Source organism: Cloacibacillus sp., assembly GCF_020860125.1.
Taxonomy (GTDB): Bacteria; Synergistota; Synergistia; order Synergistales; family Synergistaceae; genus Cloacibacillus.
This window is the reverse complement of the sequence record NZ_JAJBUX010000009.1, coordinates 1-20,464: the sequence shown is the minus strand read 5'-3', so window position 1 is coordinate 20,464 and position 20,464 is coordinate 1. Positions and strand designations below refer to the sequence as shown.

At 55.5% G+C, this 20,464-nt stretch carries 17 protein-coding genes, 1 tRNA gene and 1 riboswitch; of the genes, 14 read left to right on the top strand and 4 right to left on the bottom strand.

The window, feature by feature from the left end; translation table 11 throughout:
• Window positions 1-15: 15 nt before the first annotated feature.
• The 5 genes from LIO98_RS01280 to LIO98_RS01260 all read left to right on the top strand — a co-directional run bounded on the left by LIO98_RS01280 (window position 16) and on the right by LIO98_RS01260 (window position 9,873).
• Window positions 16-984 (top strand): tripartite tricarboxylate transporter substrate binding protein, encoded by a 969-nt coding sequence (locus LIO98_RS01280; protein WP_291952540.1) that lies wholly within the window; start codon window positions 16-18, stop codon window positions 982-984.
• Window positions 985-1,064: 80 nt separating this feature from the next.
• On the top strand, window positions 1,065-2,759 hold the full coding sequence (gene ilvD / locus LIO98_RS01275; RefSeq protein ID WP_291952538.1) for a dihydroxy-acid dehydratase: 1,695 nt from the start codon (window positions 1,065-1,067) through the stop codon (window positions 2,757-2,759).
• Entirely contained in the window at window positions 2,750-2,950 is a 201-nt protein-coding gene (locus LIO98_RS01270; RefSeq protein ID WP_066743065.1) for a 2-hydroxymuconate tautomerase, read from the top strand. The genes ilvD and LIO98_RS01270 overlap by 10 nt, the downstream gene beginning before the upstream one ends.
• Before the next feature lie 77 nt (window positions 2,951-3,027).
• Entirely contained in the window at window positions 3,028-3,675 is a 648-nt protein-coding gene (locus tag LIO98_RS01265) for a lactate utilization protein (RefSeq protein ID WP_291952536.1), read from the top strand.
• 146 nt (window positions 3,676-3,821) lie between these two features.
• Window positions 3,822-3,906: riboswitch (cyclic di-GMP riboswitch) on the top strand.
• A gap of 387 nt (window positions 3,907-4,293) precedes the next feature.
• Window positions 4,294-9,873, top strand: a complete 5,580-nt coding sequence (locus LIO98_RS01260; protein ID WP_291952534.1) for an Ig-like domain-containing protein — start codon at window positions 4,294-4,296, stop codon at window positions 9,871-9,873.
• Between the two features lie 89 nt (window positions 9,874-9,962).
• Here the strand turns inward: LIO98_RS01260 and LIO98_RS01255 are convergent, their stop codons facing one another.
• Complete coding sequence (locus tag LIO98_RS01255) at window positions 9,963-10,163, bottom strand: heavy-metal-associated domain-containing protein (protein WP_291952532.1); 201 nt, start codon at window positions 10,161-10,163, stop codon at window positions 9,963-9,965.
• 207 nt (window positions 10,164-10,370) lie between these two features.
• On the opposite strand from LIO98_RS01255, the gene LIO98_RS01250 reads away from it, so the two are divergent.
• Window positions 10,371-10,458 (top strand) — tRNA-Ser (locus tag LIO98_RS01250).
• A gap of 96 nt (window positions 10,459-10,554) precedes the next feature.
• On the opposite strand, the gene LIO98_RS01245 is transcribed toward LIO98_RS01250, so the two are convergent.
• Both LIO98_RS01245 and LIO98_RS01240 read right to left on the bottom strand, forming a co-directional pair.
• Entirely contained in the window at window positions 10,555-10,929 is a 375-nt protein-coding gene (locus LIO98_RS01245) for a type II toxin-antitoxin system HicB family antitoxin (RefSeq protein WP_291952530.1), read from the bottom strand.
• A gap of 539 nt (window positions 10,930-11,468) precedes the next feature.
• A complete protein-coding gene (locus LIO98_RS01240; RefSeq protein ID WP_291952528.1) occupies window positions 11,469-11,636 on the bottom strand; it encodes a hypothetical protein in 168 nt (55 codons plus the stop codon).
• A gap of 136 nt (window positions 11,637-11,772) precedes the next feature.
• Between LIO98_RS01240 and LIO98_RS01235 the strand changes: the two genes are divergently transcribed.
• The 6 genes from LIO98_RS01235 to LIO98_RS01210 all read left to right on the top strand — a co-directional run bounded on the left by LIO98_RS01235 (window position 11,773) and on the right by LIO98_RS01210 (window position 17,175).
• Window positions 11,773-11,973, top strand: a complete 201-nt coding sequence (locus LIO98_RS01235) for a hypothetical protein (RefSeq protein WP_291952526.1) — start codon at window positions 11,773-11,775, stop codon at window positions 11,971-11,973.
• Window positions 11,974-12,104: 131 nt separating this feature from the next.
• Window positions 12,105-12,467, top strand: coding sequence for a hypothetical protein (locus tag LIO98_RS01230; protein WP_291952524.1), 363 nt, complete (start codon window positions 12,105-12,107; stop codon window positions 12,465-12,467).
• Window positions 12,468-12,659: 192 nt separating this feature from the next.
• Complete coding sequence (kdsB, locus tag LIO98_RS01225; RefSeq protein ID WP_066743187.1) at window positions 12,660-13,382, top strand: 3-deoxy-manno-octulosonate cytidylyltransferase; 723 nt, start codon at window positions 12,660-12,662, stop codon at window positions 13,380-13,382.
• Between the two features lie 97 nt (window positions 13,383-13,479).
• Window positions 13,480-14,598: an iron-containing alcohol dehydrogenase gene (locus LIO98_RS01220; RefSeq protein WP_291952520.1), complete on the top strand. Its 1,119-nt coding sequence runs from the start codon at window positions 13,480-13,482 to the stop codon at window positions 14,596-14,598.
• A gap of 6 nt (window positions 14,599-14,604) precedes the next feature.
• Complete coding sequence (locus LIO98_RS01215; protein WP_291952518.1) at window positions 14,605-15,783, top strand: DegT/DnrJ/EryC1/StrS family aminotransferase; 1,179 nt, start codon at window positions 14,605-14,607, stop codon at window positions 15,781-15,783.
• Between the two features lie 168 nt (window positions 15,784-15,951).
• Window positions 15,952-17,175 carry a M20 family metallo-hydrolase gene (locus LIO98_RS01210; protein WP_291952516.1) on the top strand — a complete coding sequence of 408 codons (1,224 nt, stop codon included), beginning with the start codon at window positions 15,952-15,954 and terminating at the stop codon, window positions 17,173-17,175.
• Between the two features lie 54 nt (window positions 17,176-17,229).
• Here LIO98_RS01210 and LIO98_RS01205 read toward each other — a convergent pair whose 3' ends face one another.
• Window positions 17,230-18,579 carry an SH3 domain-containing protein gene (locus tag LIO98_RS01205; RefSeq protein ID WP_291952515.1) on the bottom strand — a complete coding sequence of 450 codons (1,350 nt, stop codon included), beginning with the start codon at window positions 18,577-18,579 and terminating at the stop codon, window positions 17,230-17,232.
• A gap of 195 nt (window positions 18,580-18,774) precedes the next feature.
• Here LIO98_RS01205 and LIO98_RS01200 point away from each other — a divergent pair, with 195 nt between their 5' ends.
• Together LIO98_RS01200 and LIO98_RS01195 are read left to right on the top strand one after the other, a co-directional pair.
• Window positions 18,775-19,647 (top strand): 50S ribosomal protein L11 methyltransferase, encoded by an 873-nt coding sequence (locus LIO98_RS01200; protein WP_291952513.1) that lies wholly within the window; start codon window positions 18,775-18,777, stop codon window positions 19,645-19,647.
• Window positions 19,622-20,344 (top strand): RsmE family RNA methyltransferase, encoded by a 723-nt coding sequence (locus tag LIO98_RS01195; RefSeq protein ID WP_291952511.1) that lies wholly within the window; start codon window positions 19,622-19,624, stop codon window positions 20,342-20,344. Before LIO98_RS01200 ends, LIO98_RS01195 begins: the two co-directional genes overlap by 26 nt.
• Window positions 20,345-20,464 lie beyond the last annotated feature (120 nt).

Genomic DNA, 20,464 nt, shown 5'->3' with positions numbered 1-20,464 from the left:
AGGAGGCTATATCTTATGTTTAAGAAGTTTGCAGCGTTGTGTTTAGTGGTCATGTCTATCTTTGTCTTTGCCGGCCTGCCGGCCCGCGCGGCGGACAAATATCCCTCGAAGCCGATTAAGATGGTCGTCGGATACGCGCCCGGAGGCGGGGTCGATACGACGGCCAGAATATTTGCCAAGTATGCGGAGGAGTTTCTCGGTCAGCCCGTCATCATCGCCAATGTCGCCGGCGGCGGCGGGAGCATCGGCGCGAGAGAGGTGCTCAAGGCTAGGCCCGACGGCTATACGCTTCTGTGGATGCACGAGGCGATCCTCTCCGGTTACATAACCGGTGTCGCTAAGTTCAGCTGGGAGGAGTTCACCCCGCTTGGAAAGGCGGTCGCGACCTGTGACGCCATCGTGGTGAAGGCGGACTCGCCGTGGAAGACGATCGACGAATTTATGGCCTATCTTAAAGACAATCCCGGCAAAGTGAAGATGCCTGTGGAGATAGGCTCCATGAGCCAGCTTGAACTCGCGGCTATCGACAATGCCGCCGGCGGGAAAAGAATCGTCGCCGTCAGCGGCGGAGGCGGAGCGACGCGCATACCGAAGCTGCTCGGCGGTTTTCTTGACGCGGCATCGCTGAACGCCCCCTCGATCCCTCAGTATGTCAAAGACGGCTCTCTGCGCCCGCTGGCCGTATGCACTCCCGAGCGCAGCCCCTTCTTCCCCGAACTTCCCACTCTGATGGAGAGGGGATACGATGTGAACAAACCATTTAATATGTATGTCTTCGGCCCCAAGGGGCTGCCCAAAGATGTTGTAGAAAGGGTAAACGGAGCGCTGAAAAAGTTCAGCGAAGATGAGAGAGTCAAAAAAGACCTCACCGCGATCCTCGCCGCGCCGAGCTTTATGACCCCGGACGAGCAGGCGAAGTATCTGACGGATCTGACGGTCTATCTGCAGGGCGTCGCGAAAAAGGCCGGAATAAACCAGAAGTAAAAAGATAACGCCGGCGGGCTACGTTCAGGACCGTTGTCCACTGGCCGCCGGAAAAACCCTGTCCCCCAAGGAGCTTGCTGATGAACAATTCAACGGATGAAATTATAAAGGCCAAAGGACTGCCCAGCGACGCGGTGGTGTGCGGCGTCGACCGCGGCGGTCACCGGGCGCTGCTGTACTCACTCGGTATAGAAAAAGAAGAGATGTCGCGTCCCTTCATCGCCGTGGTAAACAGCTGGAATGAGATCGTTCCCGGATGCGCTCCCTTGAGGGAGATAGCCTCCTTTGTGAAGAGGGGAATATCAGAGGCCGGAGGGCTTCCATTTGAGTTCTGTACTATCGGCGTCTGCGACGGACTTGCACAGGGCCACCGGGGGATGTCCTATTCTCTTCCCAGCCGGGAGGTGATCGCGGACTCGATAGAGATAATGCTGAAGGCGCACTGTTTCGACGGGGCGGTCTTCCTCGGCAGCTGCGATAAGATAATCCCCGGCATGCTGATGGCGGCGCTTCGCGTTAACATCCCTTCGATTTTTGTGCAGAGCGGTCCGATGCAGAACGGCTGCTATAAGGGACAGAAACTCTCCATGCCCTCGCTGCGCGAGTATACGGGAAAATACTTTGAGGCGGAGATATCCAAAGCGGAGCTGGAAAAGATAGAAAAATGCACGATGCCCACGCAGGGCAGCTGCGCGATGCTGGGAACGGCGAATTCAATGAGCTGCGTCGTCGAAACGCTGGGCTTGGGACTGCCCATGACGGCGACGACCCCACCCTTTACCTCGCAGAAGAGGCAGGAGGCGGTGACGGCTGGCAGAAGAATCGTCAGCTTGACGCGTGAAGGAATGAGGCCGAGGGACTATGTCAATAAAAATTCCATAGAAAACGCCCTGAAAGTCGGCTTCGCTATCGGCTCTTCGACAAACCTCGTACTGCATATGAGCGAGATAGCGAGAGAGGCCGGCGTTGGCATCTCCCTGGCGGAGATGGACGAGATCAGCGCCGCCACCCCATATATATCAAAGGTGCATCCCTCCGGCACGGTCCCCTTCAACGACCTTAACGTGGCCGGGGGCGTGCCCGCGATCCTGCAGTCTCTGGGAGACCTGCTGCATGGCGAAGAGCGCACCGTGAGCGGAAAAAGCATAAGGGAGATCGCAGAGGCCGCCGACTGGGAGGATAAGAATATCATTCGTCCCCGGGAAAATCCCTTTCACAGCAGCGGCTCGCTAAAGGTCCTCTGGGGCAGTCTTGCTCCCGACGGCGCGGTGGTGAAGCAGTCCGGCGTGGCGGAAAATATGCGCGTACATCGTGGGCCGGCCGTCGTCTTTGAAAACATGGAGGAGGCGGTGGAGGCCGTCGAACATGGCACTATAGAGAAGGGCTCCGTCGTAGTGATCCGCAATGAAGGGCCCATCGGCGGTCCCGGCATGAGAGAGATGCAGCTGGTGACGACGCTCATGGTTGGCACGGGCCTCTCCGACACGACGGCCCTGGTCACGGACGGGCGTTTCTCCGGGGCGACGAGGGGCCCATGCATCGGACACATATCTCCGGAAGCGGCTCTCGGCGGCCCTATCGCCTATGTCCGCAATGGAGATATAATATCAATTGATTTGAACAAAGGGACGCTGGAAATAGAGGTTGATGGGGACGAACTGCGGCAGAGGGCCTCTGTGTCCGCACGCAGAAGCCGCCCCGCCGCCGACGGCGTATTGGGAAGTTTCGTTGAACATTATCTGAGAAAAAGTGAGGAGAAAGAAAGATGCCTATAGCGATCTTGAATATCATCGAGGGAAGAGATCTGGAAAAGAAAAGGGCCCTTACCAATGCGGTCACCGAGGCGATCTGCAAATCGCTTGACGCGCCGGTGCAGTCCGTGCGGGTCATAATCAACGAAATGCCGAAGGAAAACTACGCGATAGCCGGAGAGCTGATCTGCGACAGGGAGGCGGCGAAACATTAATCTCCACCTTGTATTAATATGAAATATATCATATAATGAAGATAAGTATTAAATGTTTCTTCTAAAAGGGTGATTATATGAACACATCAGAGGCAAAGAAGGCCAGCAACCGGAAGCTTGGCGAGAGCGTATGCAAGGCGCTTGAGGCGCGCGGATTCTCCGCGCAGTACGCTGAAAGCGCGGAGGCCGCCTGCGAGCGGGCTCTTGAAATGATCGGCGAGGGCGCGACCGTCGGCATCCCCGGGACGGTGACGGTGCGTGAAATTGGCCTGCCGGAGCGGCTTGAGGAAAAGGGCTGCAAGATATCCGAGCACTGGCTGCCGGACATGAGCCCAGAGGAGCGCGCCGCGGCGCTGCTCGGTGAACTTCAGGCCGACTGGTTTGTGACCAGCGCGAACGCGCTGTCAATGGACGGCACGATCGTGAATATCGACGGGGCGGGCAACCGGGTCGCCGTGATGTCCTGGGCGCCGGGAAAGATCATCTATATCGTCGGTATCAACAAGATCAGCTCCGATGTCCATTCGGCGGTAAAACGCGCGCGCGATATCGCCTCCCCGCCAAACGCGCTCCGTCTCGCGAGAAAGACCCCCTGCACGGCGACCGGCCACTGTATGGACTGCAACAGCCCGGAGCGGATATGCCGCGTCGTGACCCTGATAGAGCGGGCGCCCCTTGGACGCGAATGCCACGTGATAATAGTCGGTGAAGAGCTGGGGTATTAAGCTTACTTAAAGATATGTAAGAATGTAGTTTTTTCTGGATGTCAGTGCTTTTATGCAACTTAATGTCATAAAGTACTGACTTTTTTATTTTAATGTATGGGATTAGTATTGATTTGCAAGGATATTCCTCGTATACTATACTCAGGTAGCGTAAAGGGCAAAGCTGGCGAAAGCCAGCGACGCAAAGCCACAGGGTCTAAAGCGTTAATGCTATGACAGCCGGTTGCCGCTTACATAGGATCTATCCCTTTAGGGTTAGTTATTACCTTATGCGCCGTATCAATCCATTGATCCAATAATTTTTAATCGCTTCTGCTGCTGGGAAGCGATGTTGTAGTGCGTGGTCTTTTGTGCCGTATGGCAAACGCATTTTTGCAGTCTGTATAAGTTATGTACTTTTATAGGTGAAACATTATTTGGATAATAGATTAAGAAAGGCCGTTGATGAGAGTGTCCCGTTTTTCTAAAAGAGATTCGTATCTGTTGGCTTGTCTCTTTATTGCCGCGCTGTTCCTGTCCGCATGTACCTACGCCTGCACATTGCCGCCTCAGCCCGATAAGAGGTATGTGACCCCCGATGGTTCCGGGAGCCGAAGCGGCGAAAGCTGGGCAGACGCTATGGGGAACGATGAATTTGCCGCGGAGCTGCGGGCACGCGGCGGCCAGTCCGGCGAGACGGAATATCTCCTCTCTGAAGGGCTCTACAGACCGACTGCCGACGACGACAGGACAAAGTCTTTTGTACTCACCGACGGGGTCAAGCTATATGGAGGATGGGCTAGAGAGGGAGATATCTGGTCCCGGGACACGGTGAAACACCAGACGGTTTTCACCGGCGACCTTGCGAGCAATGACGTTTTTATTATCCAAGCGGGGTATAAAGACAATACGGGAAACGACAATTCATTGCATGTAATAACTGCCGAAGGTGTCGGGGGCGGCTCTAAAGAGGCGGTCCTGGACGGCATAACTGTCACTGGCGGTTATGGCAGAGACGGCGAGGGGGCTGGAATGCGTATCGTTGGCTGTGGCGGAAACCTGACGATATCTGACTGTATCTTTCTCAATAACGCCACGCCGGGGTCGCGCTGCGGAGTTGCCATGTATGTGAAAGATTCCGCTTCGCTTACCGTCGACGGATGTAAGTTTGAAGGGAATCATGCCTATGCATCCCTGGGGGCCGGGATCTATAACGATAATTCTTCCTATACCATAAAAAACACCCTGTTTACGAATAACTCCGTTGAATTGACATCGGGCGGCGGCGGCATTTACAACTGCAATAATTCGTCTGGCGAGATATTGAACTGCGTCTTCCGTGAAAACTATATCGATATCGGCACCGGCGGAGCCGGCATATACAACGTGGAATCTTCCCCCTTGATAAAGGGCTGCTCCTTCGAAAATAATCAGGTCACGGGCGGGACAGCCATCGGCTCCGGCGAACGCGGCGGCAAGGGCGGCGCGATATATAACGAAGGCTCGTCGCCCACGATAGTGGAATGTAATTTTACCGGCAATGCTGCGGCCAGCGAATATGCCTGCGGCGGCGCTATATATAACACATCATATAAAGCGAAACCATCTCTGCCGGTCATTGAGGCCAGCACCTTTGAAGGCAATACCGTAACCGCCGACGGGAGCAGTGCTATCGCCTATGGAGGTGCGATATTCAATATGACGGACTGCTCCGCGAAAATAGCTTCCTGTGAGTTCATCGGAAACAGCGCGCGAAATGGCGAAGGCAATACAAAAGCGGTAAGTGGCGGAGGCATATTCAACTGGTCCAATTCAGCAGAAATTACAGCCTGTACATTTTATGGCAACTCCGCAAAGTATGGCGGTGGAGTCTATAATTATCACTCTACACTGGCACTCTCAAATTGCAGTTTTATAGAAAATAATGTCTTTGGTTACGGAGGTGGCATATATAACAACAACGCGGCTCCGGTTGTCGTCAACTGCACGTTAAGTAAAAATATTGCGCAGTACGGCCCCGGAATATTTAATGCCACTTCGTCATGTCCTATACTGATAAATACGATATTATGGGGTGATATAGATACAAGCGAAAGGTCAAAAGAGATCTATGATAATGATCATAGTGAAGGCTACAATTCTACTCTAATCAACTGCGTCGTACCTGCTAATAGCTGTACTCCATCCACTCTTACGAACGACGCAATAACCGAAGACCCCGGGCTAGGCTCTTTGGGCGATAACGGCGGCCCCGTGCGTACCGTCCCTATATCCTCTGAGGGCTCCGCCTATAATTCCGGGCTTGCGCCCGGCGTATATGACGGTTATGAGGTCCCCTCGGTAGACGCGCGCGGCGTGAGGCGCAGGACGTCCGATATCGGGGCCTATGCCGTTGGCGAATATATTCTGGAAAAGACCGTTGCCTCACTCGACGTAGCGGCGGGCGAGACCTTCAACGTTTCGCAGGATACGATTCTGACCGTGAGCGGCGGCATGTCTGTGGCCGAGGGCGGAAAGATCGTGATAAGCGGAGTAAAGCCGAGGCTGGTAGTAAATGGTGCGGCTACCGGCGTCTTTACGCTTGAATTGCCGACGGAGCGGGAGATAAACGAGGTTTTGTCTGTCGGCGATGGCAGCCGCGTGACGATAACGGCTGGTTCTATGGAATACGAATACGCCGATGATATAAAGCGGCTGGTGCCTGTGCCTAAGGTTGTCACGGCCGCGCCGGAGGCTCTCAGCTTGACCGTGGGAGAAGCCTCTGCTGTAAGCATCGACGTGTCCCCCGCGGAATCATATGGAACTCCCTCTTACAGTGTTGACGATATATCGATAGCGTCTATTTCAAACAACATCGTGGCGGCCCTCCATCCCGGCACGGCGAAGGTCAAGGCTGAGTGGAGATATAAGACGAACGGTGAGGAAAAGTCCCTCCCCACCGCCGGTATTGCCGTTACGGTCCGCGCGGCGCAGGGAAGGGCTGAAGTTACGGAAGCGGCGCGCACGGACGGGAACGGCTCCGGCGTTATAACTATTGGTGCCAATACAACGGAAGACTTTGCCATCTATGACGCTTTAAGGGCTCTCTATGATGAGGCCCGGCTTCCGGAGGGCATCACTGTCGGCGCTAAACCGATAACGGCTTTAAGCAGAGACATCGAGCTGAGTTCTCGTGATATCTTCTCGGACGAGGCGATAGAAAGAGCGATTGGCGAATACTGGAATCTTGGTGCGGCCTCGGCGGAAAAGGTTTGCCTTGTCTCTGTGGAAAACACTGTCGGCATGGAGGGCAAGAGCGTATTCGCGAAAATATGGCGCCTCCTCGCCTCATTCTTCGGCCATGGCACGGGGGAATATGACGGCAGCGAATATCTGCCGGTACAGGCTAACTTCACAATAGCCCCGTCCGACATAGCGTCGCTGCCCACGTCAGTAAAAGAGGGGCTTACCGCGGACAACCTACTGGAAAGAATAGACCTCTTTGTCCTTGTCAGGTCTGGCGATACGGCGGAACCGGCCGCGCGGAGCCTTAACGACGTAATCGGCGGCGGTCCCGAAAAATATATAAGCGTATCGGGCGGCGTGGAGAGCGGTTTTGAGATAAAGACACGCGTGGTGGTCTTCGACCAGTACGGCGGTGTAAAAGATGGAGCGGGCGCCAAGTGGGTGCAGGCGCTGGGCATAACAAGCGGCGATGAGACGAGAGAAGACAACTATTTCATCGTGCAGGATGGCAGAGCAGACAGGGAATACACGCTCTGTATGGCCTTCGCGATTCGTGAGGCAAACAGCGCGCGCCTAAAATTAACCATAGACGGCGACCTCGCGGAGTCGTCGCGCGGCTGGATGCTGGCGGCCTCCGGCGGTACTGAAACGGCCTATGTCGGAGACGCGGAAGTAAGCCTCTCGGAGGATATCTACACGATAACCCTGCCCGAACATCCTGGTTACTACCTTGCCGTTTCAGCGGACGGAGCGGCCGCGTTAAGCCCGCTCTCCAAAGACCTGAAATGGGGAAAGGCATGGGAGATATCCGCCGCATACAGCATCAAACCAATATTGAATGCTGAAATCACGGTTAAATCCGGCACAACGGATCTTGAGATAACCGGCCCTTCGAGCGTTCCGTTCTGCGAACTTTCGGCGGCGCCGACTCCCTCCGACGCGGCGGTAAAAACGGTAAAATGGAGCACTTCGGACAGTTCAATCGTAGAACTGGATCAGAACGGTAAAGTTACCGCCGTATCAGGCGGTGCGCAGGGCAGGAGCGAAGCGGTGGTTACCGCCGAGATAACGGGCATTGACGGCAGCGTTGTAAGCGCTTCAAAGTCGGTCACGGTGACGGCGGCCTATGTGATAGGCGATGGAGAGAGCTATACCGTAGACGAGGATACTGCCCTCTACTCGCTTGCGCTCAAAGGCACTGGGAAAATCAATATAGCAGACGGCGCAAGGCTGACGGTCAAATCCGGCTTCACCGCCGAAAGCTCTTCGTCCCTTATTTTAAACGGCGGCGGAGCCCTTTATATAGGGGGTTCCGCGTCAGGAGCGCCGCGATTGACCGCCAACGACGTCAGCGCGGTCAACATAACGGTCGGAGGCGCGAACAGCCTCAGCTTCGATGAGGCTATTATCAACGGTAAGACGAACGTGATAATAAGGCCGGACGGCAAAGGTGGTTACGAGCTAAAGGAGAACGTACCGGTACCGGCTGGGGAGATGATCGTCACTCCGGACAGGGCTAATATCATCACGGGAGGCAGTCAGCAGCTCGTGGCGGAGATATATCCAGAGGACTCAACGGAACGCGAGGTAACGTGGACCAGCAGTAACCAGGAGATCGCGGCAGTCGACGCAAACGGCCTGGTAACGGCGGACGCGCGAAACACCGGTGAAGCGGTGATAACGGCGCGGACGGGCAATCTAACGGATACGGTGAAAATAACGGTGACGGCACGGCCTGCAGCGGCGGAAAATATCGTGCTGAGCACGGGTTCGGTCAATATTTACGCCGGACAGGAGGCAACGGTGACGGCCGCGGTAGTTCCAACGACTGTAGCCGATAAAGAGGTCTCATGGACGGTTGCCGACGGTTCCGGCACGGTAAGTAAAGTGAGCAGCAGCGGAGGCATGATTACGATACGCGGTGAACGAGTCGGAACGGCGGTGATCGAGGCGTCTAAAGACGGAATATCAGCGCAGTGTCAGATCCATGTATCCGCCACGCCACCGTCGGTCGTTCCCGTAAGCGGCATTACTCTATCTAATCAAAAACTGTCTGTCGGCATATCCACGACGGTGACGCTCAGTGTGCAGACCGTCCCCGCCGATGCTACCGGAAATCTGGAATGGAGCCTTGAAGACAGTGCTGCCGGTGTATTGGTAACAAAGCCGGATGGAAGCGTCTCCTTCACAGCCGGTACAGAGGCGAAATCTACGGATATTACCGCCATATTTACCGCGCCGGACGGAAAGACCGTGAAAACGGCCTGTAATATAAATATTGAGGATCACAGCAAGCCGGCAAAGGCGATCTTTAAAGAAAACGACAGACCTGCGGAAAATGTTCTCGCGGTCAACACGGCCAGAAGCACCACCGCCTCGGAGGATATTACGTCGGAGACCGTGAAGGGGCAGCTAGTGACTGATGACAAAGGTATGAGCAAGCTCTCGGAGCCGGCGCTGGCCGCTGCGCTCGCAGCGGAGAAGGAGACAGTGGCAGTGGAAAATATAGCACCTCTTCCGATAGTGACGGCAAGAGCCCCGTCAGCACCAGGAGCGGAATTGCCCGCAGTGATCCTCGCAATCGATATATCGGGTGGAAATATGCCTTATGGCTCGAAAAAGGTGGACGACCTGTGCTATGTGAAGATGAATAAAGAGGGCTGTTATGAAATATTAGGCCGTGTCGACAGCACGTCCGAATTGAAGGACGGGAAATGGCTAATAAAGGAACTTAACGAAGAGGGAGACATACTTGCCGGTGATGCGGAGCTTGATCGTGGAAAAAGCTACCAAGTTGAGATCGCCGTCCTTGACAACGGACTCTATGACCACAACGATGAAATCGGTAAAATAACCGACCCTGGCGCACTGGTGACGCAGACGGCCGCCCCCGCGCCGCCCGCGACCAAGAACGGCTCAGGCGGATGCAGCGCCGGATTTACCTGGCTTCTGGTTTTTGCGGCGCTGCCGGTGCTGCTGAGAAGAAAGAAGTAACTGGGGAAGCAGGACTATCATAGTAAACGAGTACAGAGCCCCGAAGCGTGCCGCGCCCCGGGACTCTGTACTTGGAACAATGTGCGATGTTATATAAGCCCGGCGTCATGACCGGCTTCGCCGATGATGTACAGCAGCTTGTCGGCCTCCGCCTCGATTTCAACGACGACCTCTTTGCTCTTCAGGTCAAGGGATTTTACTCTGCCGCCCGCCTTTGAGACCGCCTCGCGTATATTCTTTTCGCAGTGCCCGCAGCTCATATCTGGTATCTTCAGTTTGAATTCAGCCATAATTATCCATCCTCTCTTTTTTATTTTCAACGGAGCCCGCTGTTCTTAATAGGGGCGTCCCTCATTATCACGATGCCCGCGCTGCCGAAGGCGAACCCCATGCTGCCGCCGCTCTATCTCCTGCATTGACAACATCTCTTGGATGCATTCTAACAAACGTCAGCTTGCATTAATAGAAAAAATCCCTTATAATTCACTACCGTAATTGGAGAGTTGTCCGAGTGGTCTATGGTGATTGACTTGAAATCAATTGGGTGTCACAGCCCCGGGGGTTCGAATCCTCCACTCTCCGCCATTTATTATTGAAATCACTACAAGAAGCCGTTGTCGATAAGAGACAGCGGCTTTTTTTGTTTCTCGCCCTTTTAATGTAAGGGGATTACTCTTTATATTAAATTACTTTTTCGATTAACGCATCCTGTAAAACCTTGCTGAAATTTATATTTTTTGCAATGGCTTTATCATTCAACCATTCGGGGATAGTCAAAGTCTTTTTTATGGATTTATTATTTTTCCCTATTTTAATATTACATGTCACGAGAGATATAAAGCCCTCTTCTGTCTCTAGTTTCTCAATGTCTGATGGCACAGGTAGTTTTTTATCTTCATCTAATATGGTCAATGCATAAGCCGCTAATGACTCTTGCGCGTTGATTACGGCATCTTTCAGATCGCTACCATAACTTTGACAACCAACTAGATCAGGAAATTCAGCCCAATAACTATTCTTTTCTTTATGAAAAATTGCTGGATATATCAATATCATTATAGTACCTCCAATATAGTAAGTCTCTTCATTCTATAACTTAGATATATGGGGCTATTTAAGCCCCGTCTTTTTTATTATTTTTTCTAATAAGTCTTTTGGAACATCTCGCCCATGTAGTTGATTAGTCTCTTTAGCAAGCCGGCGTCCTTCATCTCACCACCATCTTTCAATTTACGATGTCGATAATATAATACGTGCTATATGTATAATCAAGGCTGTGAGCATATCAAAGTTTTGCGGGAGCTAGTCAGAAAACTGCCGTTGTGAATCAGAAAGAACCGGTTTGGAGCGGCCTTCCAGTTTGAGAGTCTATACAAAAATTGTGTAATTTGAGGTATTGATGATGGGATTAAGGATCAGGTCGTTTCTGCGGACTGGACGCACGCGATGGCTGCAGATCACCAATTCGCTCGCAGGTGAAATTAAACGAGCTTATAAGCAGATGACGGCGCCTTTGTGTTTTTGGCAATCATGATCAGGGTAACAACGGCGGCAACTTTCAGTCCTTAATAAATAAAAGGTACTATGCGCCATTTTTATTGAGCAGAGGATTCAACGATTTTGCTTTCTTCAATGTACCTGTCTATGGCCTTTTCTAAGATGAATTGGGCGGATTGTCCACGCGATCTCATTGCAATTTTAAAAGCTGAGGCCTTGTCTTCATCGACTCTGACCATAAAATATGGTTTTTTCTTTTCGGACATAGATAACATCAACCTCTCTAAGCAGACTATTATTCATTCTTGAATCATACAAAAATATGCTTTATTATGCTTATGCATGCAAAAGTATATATCAAACTATTATGTTGAATTATTATATCATGAGAGGACGATTGCAATGGCGGACAACCGTATATTACAGATTATCGACACAGAACTTGTTAAAGCGGTGACCTTTATCGATTTTGAAGATGAAAAAATAATGAACGAAGAACTATCCGACAGCGAACTGATCGATGTCGCTGTCTCAAGAAAATGCTGGAGTTTCACGTTAGGCACACTGAGAAAGGTTAAGGATGCGATAGAAAGATTAGATTAGAACGGTAACGGCAGCGTAGTTTTCTGCAATCTGTCTGCGGCGCCGTTGTTTTTGTCTTCCGCGAGGAATGCCGTCGGCTTTGTTTACTGTTATAATAACGAAGTGAAATTTTAAGCATGGAGGATGGACCAATGAAAAAACTTACAGCCGCGCTGCTTATAATACTCTGTTTCGCCAGCGTCTCTTTTGCCGCTTTCGGCAAAAAGGGAGTGATACCGGATGGCGACCCAATCACCTATAAGGGGCTCAAGGTGACGGAGAACGGTGTGAGCATAATACTGATGAATAGAGGCGACAAGCCGGTGGTATTTAACGCCGCGCTCGTTTTTCTCAACAACCGGCGTCAGGAGATCGGCGACGTGTATATAGAAAAGACGACGATCGAGCCTGGCGGTGAGGCGGTATTCAAGGATCTCTTCCTCAAGGGGGACTACAAGGCCTGCCGTAAGGCGGAGTCGCTGCGCTGGACGATATACGAACTCGATACGAAGTAGCTCTTGCCCTCACGCCGCAGCTTGCGCGTGGGGGCGTTCTGTTCTTTTCGTTACTTCGGATAACTTTTAAAAATTTCTTGACAAATGAAAACTTAGAGTGTACTCTTAGCCTTTAACCAAAATTTGGCAGCCGAGAAAGCCGTTAATGACGGCCATACACTGCATAGGCTGCCGGTGAAGGAGGTTAGAGGGATGAAGACCCTTGCAGTGATTCCAGCCAGATATTCCAGCACCAGGCTTCCCGGCAAGCCAATGATCGAGATTGCCGGCGTTCCTCTCGTTATCCGCGTATTGAATAATGTCTCGGCCTGTGCCTCTGTCGACAGGGTGGTTGTCGCCACCGACGACGAACGCATTGCCGCGCTTGTCTCGCGCCACGGCGGCGAGGCGGTGATGACGCCGCCGGAGCTTCCGAGCGGCGGCGACCGCGTCGCCTATGTCGCGCGTGAGATCCCCTCGGACTATGTCCTCAATGTTCAGGTAGACGACCCGCTGGTGGGCGCCGATATGATCGACCCTCTCGTCGCGGCTCTCGACGGCGACCCCTCCGTGATGCTCGCGCTGCTTGTGAAGCGGATTGAGGATATGGAGGAGGTCCGCGCGAATAATATCGTTAAGGCCGTCTTTGACGGCGGCGGACGCGCGCTCTATTTCAGCCGTTCGCCGATACCGTACCCGCGTGCCGAGGGCGGCGTGTGGTATAAGCATATCGGTCCTTACGGATGGCGCCGCGGTTTTCTGCTTGACTTCGCGGCCTCCGAGCAGACTCCGCTTGAAAAGACGGAGAGCCTTGAGATGCTGCGGGTGATAGAGCAGGGCCACGCGATCAAGTGCGTGACGGCCGCCCGTGACACGATTGAGATAGACACCCCCGAAGACCTGCTGAAGATAGAAAAATATTTCTCCGGCCTGTGATTCTCCGCGTCGGCGCGGCGGATGTGACAAGCAGAGAGGGGCATTGCCCCCCTTCGGATGTTGGCCTGTTGATTTTTATAAGAGGAGAGATATTACGATGATGAAGATACCCACAGATATGAAGAGCTTTACGGAACTTTCCCCCTGGTGGCGCACCACCGTGCCGACGGAGATCGTGCTGTCCGGCGACGGCACGTCGGAGTTGCTGGCAAAGCTTAAAGAGCGGGGCAGAAGGCCCTTCTTTATCGCGGACGGCGCGCTCAGGGAGCAGCCTCAGTTCGCGGAGATATTCGCGCAAAAAGATTTATTCGTCTTTGACGCGACCTTTTCCGAACCGCGTACCGGCGACGTTGATTCGCTGCGCGCGCTGATAAAGGGGCTGGCGGACGAGCCGGATACGGTCGTCGGCGTCGGCGGCGGCGCGACTATGGATCTCGCGAAGGCGGTCGCCATCTGCCTCGCGAACCCGGAGCCGGCACAGCGCTATCAGGGCTACGGCCTCGCAATGAAGAAGGGTGCGGATATCTGGGTGCTGCCGGCGCTCAACGGCACGGGGGCGGAGATCACCCCGATCGCCGTGCTGCGCGGGCCGGAGAAGAAACTCGGCATCAATAACCCGTACACAGAGGCGACCGTCGCGGTGATCGATCCGCAGCTCTCGGCGGGCGCGCCGCACTTTAACCGCTTTTTCACGATGATGGACTGCTATTTTCATCATTATGAGATAATGATGAGCAGGACGAGCGCCCCCGAGGCGATCGAAGACGCGAAGGACGGGCTTGCCCTTTCGCGCGAGGTGCTCTCCCATGACCTCTCGGCGTACGACCTCGGACTCGCGATAAAGTCGGCGATGGCCTCGGTGCTCGGCGGCAGCAGTACGATAGGCGGCCGCGTCGGCGCGGCGCACGCCATTTCATACGGCCTCAGCAACAGCGCGCCGCATCTGCCTCACAGCGTCGCGGTGACCATTTCGATGAGCGTCCTCGAGGATATTTATCCTGACGGTTACTCCGACACCCGCCGCTTCCTCAAGATAAACGGCCTGGAGATGCCGAAGGCCTCGGACTACGGTATCGGCGCGAAGGATATTGAAAAGATGACGCGTACGGCGCTCGGCATGGATAAACTGTGGCACAGCTGCTTCGGCGACGGCTGGCAGGAGACCGCTACAAAGGATTATATGGAAAAAATCTATCGAAGAATAATAGAGGAGTGACGAATAATGGCAGGCGCGGAAATTTTTAACAGCGACGAGGTAAGGGCGGTCGCGGATGTCATCGAACGCAAGATGATACACCGCTATGGCTCGCACGATTCACGCGGCGGCGTCTACAGGGCGGAGGATTTTGAGGAGAAGGCCAAGGCGCTGACCGGTTCGAAGTACGCGCTGGCGCTTTCCAGTGGCACGGCGGCGCTGATAACGGCGCTCAAGGGCATCGGCATCAGGCTGGGGGACGAGATCATCACCTCGCCGTTCACCTTCATCGCGACGGTGGAGGCGATCGTCGCCTGCGACGCCGTGCCGGTATTCGGCGATATCGACGAGACGCTTAGCCTTGACGCCGCCTCCGCGGAAAGGCTCATTACGCCGCGGACGAAGGCTATAATGCCGGTCCACATGTTCGGCGTCGCCGCCGATATGGACGCTTTTACGGCGCTCGGCAGGAAATACGGCATACCCATAATCGAGGACGCCTGCGAGGTGGTCGGCGGCACCTATAAGGGACGGGCGCTCGGCAGCATCGGGACCTGCGGCACCTGGAGCTTCGACCCCAACAAGACCCTCACCGTCGGCGAGGGCGGCATGGTCTTCACCGACGATCACGACATCTGGTACCGGATGGACTGTTATCACGACCACGGCCACATCCACAGCAAGGAACACGACCGCGGCGCGGATGGTAAATTCGGTCTCGGCGTCAATTACCGTATCAGCGAGGTGCAGGGGGCGCTCGGCGTAGTCGCGCTGGAAAAGATGCCGGCGGCGCTCGCGGCACTGCGCGCCTCAAAGAAAAAGATCGTTGACGCCGGAGCGGCGGCGGGGCTGACTCCGCGCCCGATGCACGACGCGGAAGGCGACACCGCGACGCATGTGATATTCATGCTGCCCACCGCGGAGGCGGCAAAAAGGTTCCAGGCTGCCGCCAAAGAGGCGGGCGCGGGCTGCGCGGTCATCGCCGACAACACCTGGCATTACGCGAAACATTGGCAGGCGCTCGCGGAGATGGGCGAGAGGGAATATTTCGGAAACCGCACTCCCTCCTACGCGCCGGAGACGATGGGGCAGGCGGAGTCGCTTCTCTCCCGTGCCGTGATGTTCGGACTGAACATCAGAATGAGCGACGAGGCCGTGGAGGAGATCGCGAAGGCCGTGTGGACGGCGGCGAAGGCCTCTCTGTAATCTCGGATAAACGGATATTTCAGTTTTTGAACGCCGGACGTTATGTCCGGCGTTTTTACGTCTACACGGCTATTTGATTATTATTGGCGCTGTAAAAAACTATTCCAGTGGTATAAAATGGTGGTGAACGCAAAATAAGTCTTTAAAAAATAGAAATGGGGTGTCATCGTGAGCAAAGAACTTCTGACAAAGATCGAGTCACTGGAGACGCTGATGGTGGAGGCTCTCGGAGAGATGATCTCCTATCCGGCGATCAGCCCGCTTGACGGCGGCGAGGGAGAGTTTCACAAGGCGCAGTATCTTTTAAAGAAGATCAAAGAGCTTGGCTTTGAGGATGTGAAGGTCTACGCCTCCTCCGACCCGCAGGCCGCCGGCGGCGAGCGTCCGAATATTATCGTACGCTTTCCCGGCAAGAGCGGCTGCCGCCTGTGGATCGTGGCGCACACCGACGTCGTTCCCGAGGGCGAGCGTTCCCTCTGGGAGACCGATCCCTTTAAGGCCGTCGTCAAGGACGGGCGCATCTACGGCCGCGGCGTGAACGACAACGGGCAGGAGGTAATCGCCTCGCTTTACGGTCTCTTCGCGATAAAGGAACTTGGCCTTACACCGGAATATGAGGTCTGCCTCGCCTTTGTCGCCGACGAAGAGGTTGGCAGCACGCACGGGATAAAGTATCTCATAAAGAAGGGGCTCTTCGATAAGGACGACCTCGTCGTCGTTCCTGATATGGGAACGGAGGAAGCCGACTTTATCGAGATCGCTGAAAAGAGCATCTGCTGGATGGAGTTCACGGTGGAGGGGAAACAGGTGCACGCGAGCCTGCCGAACCTCGGCGTCAACGCCTGCCGCGCGGCGAACGGCTTTGCGGCGTCGCTTGACGAGGCTCTCCACGCCGCCTTCCCCGAGACCGACAAGCTCTTTGACCCTGCGGAGTCGACCTTCGAACCGACGAGACGCCGCGCGAACGTGGCGAATATCAACACCGTGCCCGGCGTGGAGGTATTCTGTTTCGACTGCCGCGTGCTGCCGACGGTGCCGCTGGAAGAGGTAAAGAAGGTCGTCGAGGCTGAGATCAAAAAGGCGCAGGAAAAGTACGGCGTGAAGATAACCTACCGTTTCCCGCAGTATGAGGAGGCTCCTGAGCCGACGGCGGCCGACGCCCCCGTCGTGACCGAGCTGCTGGCCGCGGTGAAAAAGGTCTTCCCGAAGGTCGCGCCGAAGGTCGGCGGCGTCGGCGGCGGCACCTGCGGCGCTTACTTCAGAAGGGCGGGCATCCCCGCCGTCGTCTGGGGGCAGGAATCGGACTGCGCCCACATGCCGAACGAATATACGAAGATCGAGCATCTGCTCAACGAGGCGAAGGTCTTCGCGCTGATGATGCTCGGAAGATAAAAAATCTCTACGAGGATACAGCGGAGGGGCGCGCCGTCTGGCGGCCCCTCTTTTTTATCGTATGATATTTATATTCGCGATATTATCGATGATCCGGCTGCCGTTCCTTCGTCTCATCTCCATATCGGTGACCGCGACGCAGTTGAGTACGCTCACGCCATCCGCGCCGCCTGCGTCGGAGGGGGCCAGAGCGTAGACGGAGTGGATGATGTAGGGTTTCCCTTTTATCGTCCCCAGATAGAGCATGATGTGTCCCGGCATCTGCACAAGGGTCCCGGCGGGGGAGCCGGCGAGCAGCTTTTCCCTCTCCGCCGCCGTGAGTTCTGCGGCGTCGGTGCGCTTTGCGGGCGTCAGCGCCTGCTGGAGGGAGTTTCGCGGCAGCTCTATGCCGAAGGTGAGGTAGATGTCGCGTGTAAAGGCGCTGCAGTCGCGCGAGCCATAGGTGCCGCCCCAGCCGTAGCGTTCGCCGAGCATCTTGAAAGCCTGTCTTATCACGTTGGCCTGCGTATAAGGCAGATAGCCGCGCGACAGCTCCGCGCCGAGGGGGATACGTTCGGCGACGATGCGCAGGGAGCCGTCCGCGCCGCGCTCCGGTACAAGCACGCCGTGGCTGAAGGCCGTGGAGACGCCGCCGACAGAGGCGGCGCCGTCGGCGGCGGGAAGTTTCGTCCCCATGAAGAACTCCCGGCGTCCGGCTTCGGGCTCCGAGGTTCTGATGTCGGTCGTCACACGGCTTCCCGTGACCACATAAAAATCACGTGCGGCCAGCTCCTTCAGCGTTTTCTTGTCGGTGAGCGCGACACCATCCTTTTTTATCCAGCCCGCGCAGCAGGGGCTTTCGACGAAGAAATATGCCCCGTCCGCCGATTCGCGCAGCACCGCCAGCGGTTCCCATATCTTGACGGCGCTCTCCACGTTCATATCGAAGAGGATGTCGTCCGCGCCGCTGTAGAGGGGCTCTTCGCAGGGCAGCGTTTTAATGAGGCCGTTTTTTACGGCGACGCCGAAGCGGATCATCTCCGTCTCCTTCACCGCGCCGGTGTCCGCGTTTTCTTCGACCCGCCGCCAGAAGTCCTCGCCGGCCTCCGTGGCGCCGATGTACCGCCTCTCCCTGGGCCGCGCGGAGAAGTTTTTCATCTTTTGCAGGATAAGGCCGCGCGGAAGCATCTCGGGATAGGCCAATATATCTGTGCAGTGTGTGCCGGGAGTCTCCTTGATCTTCCGCGAGAGCGCGGCGGCCTCTTCCAGAGTGAGTATCGTCTGACGCGCGCCCTTTGTATGCCTTATCCAGTAATCGGCGCTCAGCATATCGTCCGTCACGCCGCAGAAATTTTCTGCGGGCTCCGAGGCGCAGGCCGCCGAGCCGAACAGGATGAGAATGACTGCCGCGATAAATTTTTTCACATCCGAACCTCCGTTTTTTGCCTAGTATAACATGGTCCCCGCGGTGAAAATCAATAGAGGCGCTTTATGCGAAATATATAAAAAAACATACCATAAAAAGACTATAATAGAGTACAATTAGCGGGCGGCGCTCGGAAAGACGGAAGAGGTACTTTCGTCCGCCGCCTTACGTAATGGTGAAAGGGGCTGACTGCCATGCAAAACAGCGACAATTACTGGTGGTATATAACGATAAAATCCGAGGCCGGGCAGGAGGACAACCTCTTCTCACTCGCGGATATCTCGGAGAGCATCGGCACGGAGCTGCAGGAGCTTCCCGACGGTAACTCGCGTCTGCGCATGTATTACCGGAGCAACGAGGAGATAGCGTTCTGGAAGGGGCGGCTCCTCGAGGCGATGAAGGAGTTCCCCGGAGTTGAGATCGAGGACTGGGGAAAGATAGACAACCAGCCGTGGAACGTGGTGGCGGAAGAGGCCTTCCCTCCGCTTCCCGTGGGGCGCGGCCTCGTCGTGCTCGCGCCGTGGCACAAAGGCTCGGAGCCCGCGGACCGAACGGCGCTCTATATCAATCCCGGCAGCGCCTTTGGCACCGGATATCACGAAAGCACGCAGATCGTGCTCGAACTGCTGGAAAAATATATCCGCCCCGGCGTCACCACCGCCGACATCGGCACCGGCTCGGGGATACTGACGATCGGCGCGCTCAAGATGGGCGCGGGCCGCGCCTACGCGCGCGACATCGACCCCACGGTCATCGAAGAGGTGCGCAAAAACTTTGAACTCAACGAGCTTGATCTTGAAAAGATCGACCTCGCTACCGGGGATCTTCTGAAAGACTTTGGACATACCGCCGACATCCTCACGGCAAACATTCTGCTCGACCCGCTCACGACGATGGTCGCCGATGTTCCCGCCGTCATCGGCAAAGAGGGCGTGGCAATATTCTCCGGCATGCTGGAAAAGGAGAAGCCCGTCTTCCTCAAGGCGCTCGCGGCGGCGAAGATGACGCCGGCCGAAGAACTTGTAAAGGGAGAATGGTGGGGTGTCGCTGCCAAGGCTGAGGCTTGAGCGCTGCGCCTTCAATAACGGTCTGTGGCAAATAGACGCGGAGGAGGCGCACCATCTCATCCGCGTCCGCCGCTGTTATACCGGCTCGCTTGTCGAGGGGCTGCTGGACGGTGAAAAGATCGAATTAAAGCTTGAATACCGCGGCGATTCAGTTTTCGCGCGCGAGATATCGCGGGTACGGGAGGATATCGCCCTTCCCAGGGTGGAGCTGCTGCTCGGACTGCTGAAGAACGACCAGTTGGACGACGCGCTGCGCTTCTGTGCCGAGACCGGAGTCTGCGCGGTGCACCTCCTGATCTGCGAAAGGAGCGTCCCCCGCTATGAGGGGGCGAAGCTCGCCGGCAAGATGACGCGCTGGCGTAAGATACTTGACGAGGCGACCAAGCAGGCGGGGGCGGCGACGCCGCCCGTTCTGCACGAGCCGCGGCCCTTTGCCGCGATAGATTTTGAAACGCTTCCCGCCCAGCGCCTCGCCGCGCTGCTTGCGCCGGATACGAGGCGGCTGCGCGAGATAGAGATCGCGCCGCACCTTGCGGTCGCCATCGGGCCGGAGGGAGACTGGGCTCCGCGTGAGAGCGAAACGCTGCTCGCGGAGGGGTTTGTCCCCGTGTCGCTCGGCCGCCGCATAATGCGCGCAAGCACCGCCGTCGCCGCCGCCTGTGCCGCCGCGGCGATCCTCTGCCGGAAGACAGCTTAGAAAACTTTCATATTTTTACAGAGATAAGGTCGTTATATGAAATACGCAAAACAGATATTTATCATCTTTCTCGTCACGATGCTTGGCGAACTGCTTAACTTTCTGCTGCCGCTGCCGGTC

Bases quoted from the DNA above. Each gene is read 5' to 3' on its own strand.
- LIO98_RS01280 (WP_291952540.1), top strand. From the start codon at position 16: ATGTTTAAGAAGTTTGCAGCGTTGTGTTTAGTGGTCATGTCTATCTTT.
- ilvD (WP_291952538.1), top strand. From the start codon at position 1,065: ATGAACAATTCAACGGATGAAATTATAAAGGCCAAAGGACTGCCCAGC.
- LIO98_RS01270 (WP_066743065.1), top strand. From the start codon at position 2,750: ATGCCTATAGCGATCTTGAATATCATCGAGGGAAGAGATCTGGAAAAG.
- LIO98_RS01265 (WP_291952536.1), top strand. From the start codon at position 3,028: ATGAACACATCAGAGGCAAAGAAGGCCAGCAACCGGAAGCTTGGCGAG.
- LIO98_RS01260 (WP_291952534.1), top strand. From the start codon at position 4,294: ATGGGGAACGATGAATTTGCCGCGGAGCTGCGGGCACGCGGCGGCCAG.
- LIO98_RS01255 (WP_291952532.1), bottom strand. From the start codon at position 10,163: ATGGCTGAATTCAAACTGAAGATACCAGATATGAGCTGCGGGCACTGC.
- LIO98_RS01245 (WP_291952530.1), bottom strand. From the start codon at position 10,929: ATGATATTGATATATCCAGCAATTTTTCATAAAGAAAAGAATAGTTAT.
- LIO98_RS01240 (WP_291952528.1), bottom strand. From the start codon at position 11,636: ATGTCCGAAAAGAAAAAACCATATTTTATGGTCAGAGTCGATGAAGAC.
- LIO98_RS01235 (WP_291952526.1), top strand. From the start codon at position 11,773: ATGGCGGACAACCGTATATTACAGATTATCGACACAGAACTTGTTAAA.
- LIO98_RS01230 (WP_291952524.1), top strand. From the start codon at position 12,105: ATGAAAAAACTTACAGCCGCGCTGCTTATAATACTCTGTTTCGCCAGC.
- kdsB (WP_066743187.1), top strand. From the start codon at position 12,660: ATGAAGACCCTTGCAGTGATTCCAGCCAGATATTCCAGCACCAGGCTT.
- LIO98_RS01220 (WP_291952520.1), top strand. From the start codon at position 13,480: ATGATGAAGATACCCACAGATATGAAGAGCTTTACGGAACTTTCCCCC.
- LIO98_RS01215 (WP_291952518.1), top strand. From the start codon at position 14,605: ATGGCAGGCGCGGAAATTTTTAACAGCGACGAGGTAAGGGCGGTCGCG.
- LIO98_RS01200 (WP_291952513.1), top strand. From the start codon at position 18,775: ATGCAAAACAGCGACAATTACTGGTGGTATATAACGATAAAATCCGAG.